Raw genomic sequence first — 12,517 nt, 5'->3', positions numbered from 1 at the left:
GCGTTCTTCTCTTTTCTATCCCCTTTTGCTCCCCTAGCCCAGGAGATAGCCTAGTCGCCAATCGTGATCTGCCCGATCATACCCGCTTCGGCATGGCCGGGAATGGTGCAAACCAGAGAGTAAACCCCAGATTTCAAAGGAATAAATTGCCACTCCACCGCCGCGCCTGGCTTCAGCTCCAGTTCTCGGATCTGGCCCTTGATTTCCACACCGGCCACTTCCAACTTGCGAGTCCAAACGGCATCGGCAAAATCTTTGGCACTGAAATAGTGCTTCAACTGGCTGGGGTTGCTCAAGTGCAAACGATAGAGGTTGCCGTTGCGAAAAAAGAGCTCTTTGGGCACAAAGACCAACTGGTTGTCGGCAGTACCTAACTCGACAGCTTTGTCCTGGGGCGTTTGCCGCGACAGATCTCGCGCCCATGCCGGATGCGGGATCCCGACGAACCCAATCCACAGACAGAGGCCCAAAATGAGGAAGTGACGCAGCCCACTCCACATGGCGACACCCTGAAAACTTAGCTTGGAAACCCAAGATAGCAGCTCAAGTGGGGGTCAGGGGAGCGGCACTTTCATAGAGCCGCACAGTCGGAGCTGCCTCGCCGGCTTCCCGCTGTTCCATCGCCACAGCGGCAACATAGCCCTCGGCAACCGGCAGAGGCAGGGTCAGCCAACAGGGATCCCCGGCCCCGATCCTGGCTCCAGCCAGCCCCACGCCCATGGCTTTCAGGAGAGCTTCTTTCTGCGTCCACAGCTCCAAGAAAACCCTCTCCCGCTCTGCTGGTGGACAGATCCATAGGCGGGCCTGGTCGGCGGCGGAAAAATAGCGCTGGGCAATGCGCTGCCAGCGGGGCACGGGCCGGATCCGCTCTAGGTCCACGCCAATTCGACGCTGCAACGTCAAGCCAACCAGGATCCACTCGTGGGAGTGGCTGAGGTTGAACTGCAGCGGTAGGGGTGGATCCGGCCAATAGGGCTTGCCGGCAGTGGTGTAGCCGAGGGGGATCGCGTGGGGAGGGAGGCCGCTGTAGCGGCCAAGCAGGGTTCGCAATAGCAAACGACCACCCAGAAAGCGACGCCGAGCCTCCAGCCGCTGTAAACGCTCCGCGCGCTGCCGTTCCTTCTGAGAAAGAAGATCAAGCTGAGAGAGCAACTCCGCCAGCGGCGGCAAGACTTGGAGCCACAAGTGCACCTCCGACTTCGCCAGCAACAGTTGCAGGGATCCCGCCGGGGAAGCTGCCATCTCGCCGAAGTTGGGTATGGACAGTCCTAGAGAATAAGGATGCGGTAACATGACCTTGAATTGGTGGGGTTGGCAACACCACCTAGACAGTACACCCCTCCCTGCAGGCGCTCGCGAGGCCCGGTTTGACCTGATGTCCTCTTTCCACTATCCACCCCGCCCAGACCGTGTCCGCGCCGCTCGTCAGCAGGCCATTCGCCAGGGGATCCTTTGGCTGTTGTTGGGATTCACGGCTGTGTTGGCGGGCTCCGCCGGCGCCTTCTTGGCTGTGATGTTGCCCCGTCCGGTGATCCCCACTTCCCTCACTCCCGGCGAACAAGAAGCCTTCCGTCCGGATGCTTTGCGGGCGGCAGCTCTGGATCGCTCGTTGCATATTCTCATTCTCGGCACCGACAACCCGGATCCCGCCCTGCCCTTGTCCAGAGAACGGGAGCGTCTCAACACCCGCACCGACACCATTCTCTTGGCCCGCTTCGATCCCCAAGCGCGGCGGATTACCGTCCTATCCATCCCCCGCGATACCCGCGTGCGCTTGCCCAGCTTTGGTGTCACCAAGATCAATGCAGCCAACCTGGTGGGTGGACCAGCTCTAACGGCCCAGGTGGTCAGCACCTTGCTGGGCGGGATCCCGATTGACCGCTACGTTCGCCTCAATACCGATGCCCTGGAAGAGCTGATCGATGCGGTGGGCGGTGTGGAAGTCTACGTGCCGGAGCCGATGCACTACGTAGATCACACGCAGCGGCTATTCATCAACCTGGAGCCCGGCTGGCAACGCCTCAACGGCGAACAAGCCCACCACTTTGCCCGCTTTCGCCGCGATCACCTGGGGTTGGGGGATATTGGTCGGGTGCAACGGCAACAGGAACTGCTGCGGGCCCTGAGTCGAGAACTGCTCTCCCCCGCCGTTTGGCCTCGGATCCCGAAGGTTTTGCAGGTCGTCCGCACCCACCTGGATACCAACCTCACCTGGGAAGAGGTTCTGAGCTTGGCCAAGTTTGTCCTCACCTCTGGGGGCGATCGCATCGACCTGGTGCTGTTGCCGGGCCGCTTCAGTCAGCCAGGAGAATTTTCCACCAGCTATTGGCTGCCGGATCCAGCCGCGATCCGACGGGTGGCTGTCTCCCACTTTGGCCTAGAGGCAGAGGTAGCCCGCATTCCGCCGCAACGCCTGCGCATAGCCGTGCAAAATGCTACCGGCAAGCCGGGAATGGCCCGCCGCATGGTGCAAGAACTGGTTAGACAGGGTTATACCCAGGTTTTTGCCGTCGAAGACAGCCCCCAGGTGTTGCCGCAAACAGAGATCCTCGCCCAAAGCGGGGATCGCGAGGGAGCCAAGCAGGTGCGGGCCGCCCTTGGGCTAGGAGAGCTGCGGGTGGAATCCACCGGCGTGCTCAACTCCGACATCACCATTCGCATCGGCCAAGATTGGGCCCAGCAGCTTACCCTCGATATTGACCAGGCGCAGAGTCCGGCCAGAGGGGCTCAGCTCTAGGGCCGGTTCGGTGGCGAGTGCGGATTTCTGGAAACAGTTCGGCTTGTCGGGGCCTCTGTTGCCTCTGTAGATTGGCACTAGCTTGTTTGCGTGCTGAGCCATCTATGACTGTGCTGGAACAGGGATCCATCACCATCCACACCGAGAACATCTTCCCCATCATCAAGCAGTCTCTCTATTCGGATCGGGAGATCTTTTTGCGAGAGCTGATCTCCAACGCCGCCGATGCCATTGCCAAGCTGAAGATGGCCAAACTGGCTGGCGAAGTGGCGGATCCCCCGGAGCCAGAAATCACGATTGCGCTCAACAAAGAGGCCAAGACCCTCTCGGTCAGCGACACTGGCATCGGCATGACTGCCGAAGAGGTGAAAAAATACATCAACCAAGTGGCCTTTTCCAGCGCTGAGGAGTTCCTTCAAAAGTACAAAGGCAAAGACGCAGAACAGGCGATCATCGGCCACTTTGGCCTGGGGTTCTATTCCTCTTTTATGGTGGCGCAGCGGGTGGAGATCGACACCCTTTCCTATCAGCCGGGCAGCACCCCTGTGAAATGGTCTTGCGACGGCAGCCCAACTTTTACCCTTTCCGATTCCCAGCGCTCCGCCATCGGCACCACGGTTACCCTTTACCTCAGCCCGGATAGCGAGGAGTACCTGGAGCCGGGCCGCATCCGCGAATTGGTGCGCAAATACTGCGACTTCATTCCCGTCCCCATTAAACTCAACGGAGAAGTCATTAACCGGCAAAAGCCCCTCTGGAAGATTCCTCCCTCTGAGCTCAAGGATGAGGATTACCTAGAGTTTTACCGCTACCTCTATCCCTTCCAAGAGGATCCCCACTTCTGGGTACACATCAACACAGATTACCCCTTCATCGTGCAAGGGATCCTCTACTTCCCCAAGCTGCGGCCTGATATCGATCCCACTAAGGGTCAGGTCAAGCTGTATTGCAACCAAGTTTTTGTCCAGGATAACTGCGAAGAAGTCATTCCCAAATTCCTCCTGCCTCTGCGCGGCGCCATCGACAGCCCAGACATTCCCCTCAACGTCTCCCGCAGTTTTTTACAAAATGACCGTACCGTCAGGCGCATTGGGGATCACGTGGCCAAAAAGGTGGCGGATCGCCTCAACGAGCTCTACAAAGAAGACTACGAAAAATATGTCAAGGTCTGGCCGGATATCAGCCTCTTCATGAAATTTGGGGCGATGAACAACGACAAGTTCTTCGCCCAGATTAAAGACATTCTCATCTTCCGATTGGCCGGATCCCCTGCCGATAAACCTGAGTACGTGACCCTCAAAGAGTACCTGGAGCGCACGCGGGAGAAACAGAATAAGCGGGTTTACTACGCCACCGACGAGGCAGCCCAGAGCGCCTATATCGACCTGCACCGCTCCCAAGGACTAGAAGTCATTATGCTGGATAGCTGGATCGACAGCCACTTCAGCAGCTTCCTGGAGCGGGAGTATCGGGAAGAAGGGATCCAATTTAAGCGGGTGGATTCCGAGCTGGACGAGACGCTGATCCAAAAAGACAAAGCTGCCGAGCTCGTCGACCCGGTAACACAAAAAACCCGCAGCGAAAAGCTGGTGGATCTCTTTCGTCAGGCTTTGGGCAAAGAGAAGCTGCAGATCAAAGCCGAGGCCCTCAAGTCGGAGTCGGTTCCGGCTATGATCCTGCTGCCGGAGGCGCTGCGGCGCCTGCAGGAGCTTAATGCCATCCTGCAACAGAAGCCAATGGAGTTTTTGGAAGAGCACACGCTGGTGCTCAACACCGCCCACCCCTTGATCCAAAACCTGCAGGCTCTGGCCGAGGAGGGGCGGGATCCGGAGCTGGTCAACCTCATCTGCAACCACATCTACGATCTGGCGCTGATTACCCAGAAAAGCTTTGACCCGGCAGCCGCACGGGCCTTTGTGCAGCGTTCCAACGAGGTGCTCACCCGTTTAACCCGCCGTCAGTAGGCGGCACCCTCCAGAGTTACCCCCGGCTGCAGGGCTTCCGCTCCACCGGGCAGAGAGGGGCGGGAGGCCGCCCCATTGCTGGCAGCCCTGTCGCTCCCTTGCAAGAGGGGAGCTACTTGGCGCATCAGGGTGGCCATCTCCAGAGCGCTCATGGCGTATTCCCAGCCTTTGTTGTTCTTGATCCCAGCCCGCTCCAGCGCCTGCTGTAGGGTATCGGCGGTGAGGATCCCGAAGATGACCGGCACGCCGGTGCGAAAACTGGCTGCCGCGATCCCCTTGGCCACCTCTGCTGCCACATAGTCGAAATGGGGGGTTTGGCCCCGAATGACCGCCCCCAGGCAGATGATGGCATCGTAACGGCGGGACTGCGCCAGTTGGCAGGCCAACATAGGCACCTCAAAGCTGCCGGGCACCCAGTAATAGTCCACCTGCTGGCTCTCCGAGCTGACATCGATGCCATGCCGCTTCAGGGCATCTTGGCACCCCTCCAACAATTTGCCGGCAATCAAATCGTTAAACCGACTGATAACAATGGCCAGACGCAGATCCCCCGTCTGAACAAAATTGCCTTCGTAAACTGCCATCTGCGCTGCTCCGGGAAAAAACCAGGCGCTGCTCCACACCGCACAACCGTGTCTTCCTATCCTAATTTACCCTTCTCCTCCAGATCTGCCCAAAAAGGGGTGGTAGCACCTGGCCTTCGACATTCTCACAGTAGCTAAACGGCTCGCCAGTCCCTCTCCGTCCTCCAGAAGAAGAGCCCGCGGAGACCCGCTCGAGCCGGCGAGCTCTCAGGGAAATCTCGCCAAGGGTCATAGATTGAGTTTTATGATTTAAGAGTAAACCTTTAGTGATCCTTGATTCTCCATGAAGGCCATTACGCTGCACCAGTTGCAAATCTTCGAGGTTGCTGCCCGTCATCTCAGCTTCACCCGTGCCGCTGAGGAGCTTTACCTGACCCAGCCCACGATTTCCATGCAGATCAAGCAATTGAGCAAATCGGTGGGGCTGCCGCTGTTTGAGCAGGTGGGCAAGCGGCTCTATCTCACAGAGGCGGGGCAAGCTTTGTACCAAACTTGTCAAAAAATCTTTGAGCAGTTGAACGAATTTGAGATGACCCTCGCCGACCTGAAGGGGTTAAAACAAGGGCGACTGAGCATTGGTGTGGTCACTACGGCCAAATACTTTATTCCCCGCCTGCTGGGCACGTTTTGTCAGCGGTATCCCGGCATCGATGTATCCCTCAAGGTGCTGAACCGGCAGCAGGTTTTGGAGCGACTCAGCCACAACATGGACGATCTCTATGTGATGGGGATGCCCCCGGAAGATTTGGACGTGGTGGCGCAACCTTTTCTAGAAAATCCCTTGGTGGTGATGGCTCCTATTCACCATCCTTTGGCGGGCCAGAAGCGGATCCCCCTGGCCCGTATTGCTCAAGAGCCCTTCTTGGCCCGCGAGCCCGGCTCCGGCACCCGCATGGCGGTGGAGCGGCTCTTCGACAAACATAACCTCAAGCTCAACATCCGCATGGAGATAGGCAGTGGCGAAGCCATTCGCCAGGGCATTATCGGCGGGCTGGGCATTTCGGTTTTGTCTCAGCATGTGTTGGCTCTGGGAGATTGGCAAAACCATTTGACCATTTTGGATGTGGAAGAGTTTCCCATCCGTGGATTTTGGCATTTGGTCTATTTGCGCTCCAAGCGCCTCTCGGTGGTAGCCAAAGCTTTTGCCGATTTCCTGCTTTCTCAAGTTTCTCAAATAGATCTGGATCTTCCTCCTAAAGAGCCGCGCAGAGCCAACTCAAGTCCCAATCCGGATTGGCTTTCTGGCAAAGGGGATAAATTGCAGCCGCCAGCTCTTGCTGCAACCCCTGGAGGCTCCGAAAATCATGGGTAAAAAAGACCCGTAAAAATGCCAAATAGGCCCGTGCCCAATTGTCTTCGGGATCCAGCTCGACAATCCGCTGAAAATGCCGCTGGGCTGCTTGCGGCCGCAGCAGGGCCACCTCCAGCAACGCCAGCTCGTAGTGGCTTTGGATCTGCCGTTCCCGCCAGCTCTGGGCGGCTGCCCATTGCTCTTCTCCCTCCAGCAGTTGCCGGATCAAAACCCGATCCGGATCGGTGAGGAAAGTTGGATATTGCAACGTCGTCCAGGCGTTGAGGTAGAGGGAGAGCGCCTCCAGATCCCCAATCGCAGCCGCCCTAGCTGCCTGTTGTAGGAGAAAGAGGGGATCTCCAGGGGAGATAAGGGATCCCCCTTTCCCGCTGCGGGATCCCTCCCAGGGCTGACTGAACGACCGACGCCTTCCCTGGGGAGGTTGCCACTCCAGGTGGAGGATTCCTTCTTTGGTTGCCAGCTCTGGCCAGGCCAAGATCTCCTCCACCTGCCAACTGCCGGCGGCGTAGGGCAACAGGCGGTTCTGTCCCACCACCCAGGCCCGCTTGGCCAAGACCTGCCCCTGGGGATCTTCCAGTCGCGCCCAGACGAGGGTTTGCGCCAAGTCCTGGGCTGGCCCCTGCCAGCGCAAGTGCCAGGCTGGGATCCCTTCCTCTGGCAAGACCTGGAGCTCTAGCAGCTCCACCGCCTCTGCCGCAGCGGGCAACTCTTGCAGCACAACCCTGGGCTTGCTGGGGAAGTAGGTGGACAGCCGGCCCACCGCCGGCAGATCAAAATGCTCTTGCTGCCAGTCAGGACTTTTGTCTAGGAGTTGCCGAATTTGCTCCTTAGCTGGACCGTAGGGGCCGACAATTCCTTGCTCCCCTGGCGCATCCACAAACCCATCCAGAAGCGCCAGCTCCACCTCTGGCCAGGGGGTTTGGCCGGCGCCGCGGAAGGTGATGGGCCAGCGCTGTAGGGCCGCCAAGTAGCTGAGAGTTTCCGACGAGATCAGCTCGGTGTTGGGAAGAACGCCTAGGGTGGCGGTCAAACCTGGCTGCACCCGGGATCCAATCCACCGCGTCAGCTCCTGTTGAGGGTGCTGCCCCTGCCAGCGCATCTGGATCCCTTTCCAGAGCGGAGCCACGCCGGGAGCGAGGGGCTGCCCCAGGTTCAAGAGGGCCAGAGCTCCCAGGGCTAGGCTCATGCCCACTCCCCGGCGCAGCGCCCTTTCCCCCCAGCGCTCGCCCAAGTAGCGCCAAAGCTTGGCCAGCCCTCCTGCCGAGAGGATGGCCAGCAGGGGCAACAGCGGCAAAGTAAAGCGCACATCCTTAATGGCTACCAGGGTGTAGAGAAGGTAGCCCCCTCCGTAGAGACCCCAGAGGAGAGCCTCCCGCCGGCTTGGGGATCCCCACAAGCTCAGCAGTGGCAAGGGGCATAGCCAAGGGCCCATCTGCAGGGGCAACCAGCGCAAGTAGGCCGTCCACCAGCACAGGGATCCCGCCGCACAGGTGACGTAGTAGTGGGCGGTGTCGGCATAGGCCCACCCATTGCTGAGCACAAACAGCCAGTTAGCTCCATACCAGGGCCAGCACAAGAGCAGCGTCACCCCCATTCCCAGGGCCAGGTGGGCCAGCCGCAGCGGCCAAGGGATCCTCACCCCCAGCGGAACAGCCAGCAGCGGCGGCAGCAAAAACAGCACCCCCGTCCACTTGGTCAGCAGCACCGCCGCCAGCCCCGCCCCCACCCCCACCGCCCCCCGCCAGGACGGCTCCTCCGCGTAGGCCCACAGCGCCCAAAAAGCCAGCGTCACCGCCACCAGCAGCGGCAGCTCCAGCATGTAGACATGAGCCAAAGCCGTGATCCCCGGATAGAGAAGCACCAACACTGCCGCCAGCCAGCCCACTTCCCAAGAGCGATAGGCCCGCCACCCCAGCCGCTGGGTGGCCAGGGTCAGGATCCCCAGCAACACCAAATTGAGCAACTGCCCATCGGCCCGGCCAAACGGATGCAGCGCTGCCAACGGGATCCCCAACCAATAGGCCAGAGGCGGGTAGCGCTGGTTCAAGTGCAAAAACTGCTGCCACCACAGCCCTTCCCAGCGAAACCGGCTCAGGTGATCCCCAAACGCCTGCGCCTGCAACAGGTGCTGCGCCTCATCCCAGGCCGGCGGCAGGGGATCGCTCCAGTTCCAAACCAGCAGCAGCAGCAGCGCCACCATCCCCAGCCCGGCCCAGACCTGGAGAAAGGGGATCCCTTGCCCCTTTTGGACCTTCCTTCTGGCTATCTCGCCCATAGCCGGCTGGATCCCCTCCCTTTAGCGTTCTGCCCCAGAGCTAAACTCAACCTGGATCCAGCTATCTAAGCTATCCAGAATTCCCCATGACCGTCTCGACCACGGGTTCAGAAGGAGTTTGGATCCTTTCGGATCAACTGCATCCGCAGCAATCTGCCCTGGCCTCCCTCTCAGCCCTCCCCCCCCACCGCGTTCCCGTTCTCCTTGTCGAGTCCCACGCCTGGGCCAGCTCCCGCAACCATCACCAGCAAAAGCTGGTCCTGGTCTGGTCGGCCATGCGCCACTTTGCCCAAGAATTGCAACAGCGCGGCCACCCCGTCACCTATGCGGAAGCCGAAGACTATGCCGAACCCCTGCAAGCCTGGGCTAGGCAACATCGATTGCAACAGATCCGCCTCATGCAGCCCACCGATATTCCCGTCCGGGATGAGGTGGAAAAGCTGAGGTCTGCCCTCCCCTGCCCCCTCCTGGTCTTGGAAAATAACCACTTTCTCTGGACAGCCCGCCAATTTATCGACTGGGCCTCAGGCCGCAAGCGCCTCCTCCTAGAGGACTTCTATCGCCAAGGGCGCAAACGCTTCCGCATCCTCATGGACGGCTCCCAGCCCCTCGGCGGGCGCTGGAACTACGACCGGGAAAACCGGCAGCCTCCCCAACCTGGCCGGCGCTACCCGCCGCCTCTGACGTTTCCCCCCGACGCCATCACGCAGGCGGTGATGGAGAAAGTGCGGCGCCATTACGGCCACCACTTTGGATCCCTGGAAGGCTTTGGCTGGGCCGTCACCCGTGCCCAAGCCCTGCAGGTGCTTGAGGACTTTATCCAGCACCGCCTGCCCCACTTCGGCCCCTGGCAGGACGCTATGCAAGTCGAAGAAGACTTCCTCTACCACTCCCTCCTTTCCCCTTACCTCAACCTAGGGCTCCTCACCCCCCAAGAAGTCATCACCGCTGCCGAGCAGGCCTACCATCGCGGCGGGATCCCTCTCCCCTCTGCCGAAGGCTTCATCCGCCAGATCCTGGGCTGGCGGGAATACATGCGCGGCTTCTACGAATACCAAATGCCCCAGGGCTATGCCCAGACCAACTTTTTTGGCCACTACCGCCCCCTGCCCGACTTTTTTTGGACAGGCGAAACGGACATGGCCTGCCTGCGGCACACCCTGAGGCAAATTCGCCGCCATGGCTATGCCCACCACATCCAGCGCCTAATGGTGCTCAGCAATTTCGCGCTCATCAGCGGTATCCAACCTCAAGCCGTAGAAGCGTGGTTTCACGACGTGTTCATCGACAGCTACGACTGGGTGATGCAGCCCAACGTCATCGGCATGGGCCTCTTTGCCGACGGGGGCATGCTTTCCACCAAACCCTACGCCGCTTCCGCCCAGTACATCCGCAAAATGAGTGACTACTGCCGCCATTGCCGCTACAATCCCAGCGAAAAGGTGGGCGAACGGGCCTGTCCCTTCAATACCTTCTACTGGGATTTCCTGTTGCGCCACCGGCCCCTTTTGCTTCCCTTGGGAAGAATGAAAGGGGTACTGGCCCACCTGGATCGCCTCCAGCCAGAGCAGAGGGCCCAAATCCAAGCGCAAGCCGCTGCTTGGTGGGAGTCCACCCCCAATGCCTAGCTGTCTGGTATTCACTAGAATTGGAGCACCCTCTCTTCACGTGTTACTTGGTTCAAGGAGCCCACGTCATGAAATGTCCCCGCTGCGGCAAGCAAGAAATTCGTGTTTTAGAGTCCCGTTCGGCAGAAGGTGGCCAAAGCGTGCGGCGGCGGCGGGAGTGCATGTCCTGTGGCTATCGCTTCACCACCTATGAGCGCATCGAATTCATGCCCATCATGGTCATTAAACGGGATGGATCCCGAGAGAGTTTTAACCGCAACAAGATCTTGCAGGGGGTGATGCGCGCTTGCCAAAAAACCCAGGTTAGCGTCAAGCAGATGGAGGAGTTGGTCAACGAAATCGAAGAAAAACTGCAACTGGAAGACGTTCAAGAGGTAACTACCCTACGCATTGGCGAGATGGTACTGGAGCGCCTACAGCGCCTGAGCGAAGTTGCCTATGTGCGCTTTGCCTCCGTGTACCGCAAGTTCCAGGGTATAAAAGACTTTGTTACCGAACTGGAACAGTTGGAACGGTTGGAAACCCACCTACGACGAGATCTGGAGCGGCCGTTGCGGAACTTTCCCCCTTCAGAGTCGGAATCCACAGCTTCTCCAGACTGGGTGGGGGGTATTCCCCAACTCCTCGATCAAAACGACACCTCGAGCAATCTCTCGGAGATCCCGAAATAACGCTTGCGGGCGAGAAAAACTGCTAGAAAGGGGCTCCCATCCAAAAAGCTTAGCGGTATGCTTGGGTTAGCAATTGCCGCTTACACTAAGCATAGCGCTAGGCATCCTCGGCCGGTCGGTGTTCAGCGCTACCCCTGGGTGATCCTTGCGGCCTTGTCTGTTCGGGATCCCCGCCTGCCCACCTTCCTCAGCTTTTCATCCTTTCTGACGGATTGATTCAACTTATGCAGTACGACTTTCGGGGTTCTAGCCCCTCTGAAGCTCGCAACGGCAACCCCAATGGCTTGCCCGGCAACAGCAGCTTTCGCGCCCCTGCCTCACTAGAGACCGGGCCGGGGACAGTGCCAATCCAGGTATATCAACAAGTGGCTGAAGAGCTGGAATCTGCCCGTCAGCAGGTGAGCCGCCTCTCCTCCGAAAACCAGCGCCTGCGCGCTCTGCATCAACAATTGTCTGGAGAAATTACTGCCATCGCGCAAGAATTTCAGGGGCAATTGGGCCAGGCCTTGAAGCGCCTACAGCAAATCAGCCTACGGCTTGCTGACACAAGCCAAGCCGCTGCTCTTGAAAGAGAGGCTGCTGCAGCCCCTTTTCGAGGGGATGGCCTGACCTCAGAACATGACCAAGCCTCTCCCTCCTATGATTTTTTGAATCGCCTCAAGCGACGCCAAGCTCGCAGCGAGGTTTCACCCTTCCCTGGCAACGTCTATCCAACTCCCTCTTACTCTGACTTTGCCACCCCCCCCCTTGAGCCCCGATCTCAGCCCTCCACTCTACCCCCCCGTCCCCGTCAAGACACTCCTGCTGAGCCTCCTTACCCCCGTGCCGGCTATCAGATTCCCTCCTTGGAAGAGTTGATGCAGAATATGGGTGGCGAGGTTCATGCCACCAGTGTCTACCAACGGGTGCGCGATCAACATCACGGATCCCAAGGATCCGTTTTGCTTTGGATGGCCGCTGCAGTTCTTTTGGTAGTCGCCTCTTTTGGATTGGGCTTCGTAGCTGTACAACCCTTTTTGCGCAACAACCCATCACCCGCTCCTGTGAAAGCACCCCAATAGTCCCGGAGAAGGAATTCCGTACACCCTCTACACCCATAGAGACTGCAGAGTTACCCCTTGAGATACGCAACAACCCCCCTTGTATTGGGGGGTTGGTGTGGAGAGATGAGCCTGGCACCGAGCTAGGTTACCGGAGGGTCACCCCTCAAGTAGGTTCGCCGCTGATGCGTTTCACGTCCGAGTTCGGGATGGGGTCGGCGTGGTTCCACATCGCCATAGGCACCAGGCAAAGGGAAAAACACCTTGAAAGCTGCACAGCAAGAGAAGGCAGAACACCCCTGCAGT

At 59.1% G+C, this 12,517-nt stretch carries 10 protein-coding genes and 1 rRNA gene; 6 read left to right on the top strand and 5 right to left on the bottom strand.

The window, feature by feature from the left end; genetic code table 11:
* Positions 1–50 precede the first annotated feature (50 nt).
* Both SYN65AY6A5_RS06175 and SYN65AY6A5_RS06170 read right to left on the bottom strand, forming a co-directional pair.
* Positions 51–500 carry a plastocyanin/azurin family copper-binding protein gene (locus tag SYN65AY6A5_RS06175; protein WP_011429953.1) on the bottom strand — a complete coding sequence of 150 codons (450 nt, stop codon included), beginning with the start codon at positions 498–500 and terminating at the stop codon, positions 51–53.
* Between the two features lie 43 nt (positions 501–543).
* Positions 544–1,242, bottom strand: a complete 699-nt coding sequence (locus SYN65AY6A5_RS06170) for a 4'-phosphopantetheinyl transferase superfamily protein (protein WP_228375457.1) — start codon at positions 1,240–1,242, stop codon at positions 544–546.
* A 49-nt stretch (positions 1,243–1,291) separates the two neighbouring features.
* On the opposite strand from SYN65AY6A5_RS06170, the gene SYN65AY6A5_RS06165 reads away from it, so the two are divergent.
* Together SYN65AY6A5_RS06165 and htpG are read left to right on the top strand one after the other, a co-directional pair.
* The gene (locus SYN65AY6A5_RS06165; protein WP_049749735.1) at positions 1,292–2,737 is read left to right on the top strand and encodes an LCP family protein; all 1,446 of its coding nucleotides are present in this window, start codon (positions 1,292–1,294) and stop codon (positions 2,735–2,737) included.
* Positions 2,738–2,841: 104 nt separating this feature from the next.
* Positions 2,842–4,701 carry a molecular chaperone HtpG gene (gene htpG / locus SYN65AY6A5_RS06160; RefSeq protein WP_099812233.1) on the top strand — a complete coding sequence of 620 codons (1,860 nt, stop codon included), beginning with the start codon at positions 2,842–2,844 and terminating at the stop codon, positions 4,699–4,701.
* Here htpG and ribH read toward each other — a convergent pair.
* Entirely contained in the window at positions 4,695–5,285 is a 591-nt protein-coding gene (ribH, locus tag SYN65AY6A5_RS06155; RefSeq protein ID WP_011429957.1) for a 6,7-dimethyl-8-ribityllumazine synthase, read from the bottom strand. The two genes, htpG and ribH, sit on opposite strands and share 7 nt — an antisense overlap.
* A gap of 283 nt (positions 5,286–5,568) precedes the next feature.
* Here ribH and SYN65AY6A5_RS06150 point away from each other — a divergent pair, with 283 nt between their 5' ends.
* Complete coding sequence (locus tag SYN65AY6A5_RS06150; protein ID WP_011429958.1) at positions 5,569–6,597, top strand: LysR family transcriptional regulator; 1,029 nt, start codon at positions 5,569–5,571, stop codon at positions 6,595–6,597.
* Here the strand turns inward: SYN65AY6A5_RS06150 and SYN65AY6A5_RS13815 are convergent.
* The gene (locus tag SYN65AY6A5_RS13815; protein WP_240530995.1) at positions 6,479–8,872 is read right to left on the bottom strand and encodes a hypothetical protein; all 2,394 of its coding nucleotides are present in this window, start codon (positions 8,870–8,872) and stop codon (positions 6,479–6,481) included. The two genes, SYN65AY6A5_RS06150 and SYN65AY6A5_RS13815, sit on opposite strands and share 119 nt — an antisense overlap.
* A gap of 86 nt (positions 8,873–8,958) precedes the next feature.
* Between SYN65AY6A5_RS13815 and SYN65AY6A5_RS06145 the strand changes: the two genes are divergently transcribed.
* The 3 genes from SYN65AY6A5_RS06145 to SYN65AY6A5_RS06135 all read left to right on the top strand — a co-directional run bounded on the left by SYN65AY6A5_RS06145 (position 8,959) and on the right by SYN65AY6A5_RS06135 (position 12,232).
* Entirely contained in the window at positions 8,959–10,500 is a 1,542-nt protein-coding gene (locus tag SYN65AY6A5_RS06145; protein WP_011429960.1) for a cryptochrome/photolyase family protein, read from the top strand.
* Positions 10,501–10,568: 68 nt separating this feature from the next.
* Complete coding sequence (nrdR, locus tag SYN65AY6A5_RS06140) at positions 10,569–11,171, top strand: transcriptional regulator NrdR (protein ID WP_099884069.1); 603 nt, start codon at positions 10,569–10,571, stop codon at positions 11,169–11,171.
* 224 nt (positions 11,172–11,395) lie between these two features.
* Positions 11,396–12,232 carry a hypothetical protein gene (locus tag SYN65AY6A5_RS06135; RefSeq protein WP_240530337.1) on the top strand — a complete coding sequence of 279 codons (837 nt, stop codon included), beginning with the start codon at positions 11,396–11,398 and terminating at the stop codon, positions 12,230–12,232.
* Positions 12,233–12,341: 109 nt separating this feature from the next.
* On the opposite strand, the gene rrf is transcribed toward SYN65AY6A5_RS06135, so the two are convergent.
* A 5S ribosomal RNA gene (gene rrf / locus SYN65AY6A5_RS06130) occupies positions 12,342–12,459 on the bottom strand.
* Positions 12,460–12,517: the final 58 nt, after the last annotated feature.

Source organism: Synechococcus sp. 65AY6A5 (assembly GCF_002760415.1).
Lineage (GTDB): Bacteria > Cyanobacteriota > Cyanobacteriia > Thermostichales > Thermostichaceae > Thermostichus.
This window is presented reverse-complemented; position numbering and strand designations above follow the sequence as displayed.

What these genes read in the sequence shown, in the direction of transcription:
- SYN65AY6A5_RS06175 (WP_011429953.1), bottom strand. Translation starts at nt 500, where the DNA reads ATGTGGAGTGGGCTGCGTCACTTCCTCATTTTGGGCCTCTGTCTGTGG.
- SYN65AY6A5_RS06170 (WP_228375457.1), bottom strand. Translation starts at nt 1,242, where the DNA reads ATGGCAGCTTCCCCGGCGGGATCCCTGCAACTGTTGCTGGCGAAGTCG.
- SYN65AY6A5_RS06165 (WP_049749735.1), top strand. Translation starts at nt 1,292, where the DNA reads ATGACCTTGAATTGGTGGGGTTGGCAACACCACCTAGACAGTACACCC.
- htpG (WP_099812233.1), top strand. Translation starts at nt 2,842, where the DNA reads ATGACTGTGCTGGAACAGGGATCCATCACCATCCACACCGAGAACATC.
- ribH (WP_011429957.1), bottom strand. Translation starts at nt 5,285, where the DNA reads ATGGCAGTTTACGAAGGCAATTTTGTTCAGACGGGGGATCTGCGTCTG.
- SYN65AY6A5_RS06150 (WP_011429958.1), top strand. Translation starts at nt 5,569, where the DNA reads ATGAAGGCCATTACGCTGCACCAGTTGCAAATCTTCGAGGTTGCTGCC.
- SYN65AY6A5_RS13815 (WP_240530995.1), bottom strand. Translation starts at nt 8,872, where the DNA reads ATGGGCGAGATAGCCAGAAGGAAGGTCCAAAAGGGGCAAGGGATCCCC.
- SYN65AY6A5_RS06145 (WP_011429960.1), top strand. Translation starts at nt 8,959, where the DNA reads ATGACCGTCTCGACCACGGGTTCAGAAGGAGTTTGGATCCTTTCGGAT.
- nrdR (WP_099884069.1), top strand. Translation starts at nt 10,569, where the DNA reads ATGAAATGTCCCCGCTGCGGCAAGCAAGAAATTCGTGTTTTAGAGTCC.
- SYN65AY6A5_RS06135 (WP_240530337.1), top strand. Translation starts at nt 11,396, where the DNA reads ATGCAGTACGACTTTCGGGGTTCTAGCCCCTCTGAAGCTCGCAACGGC.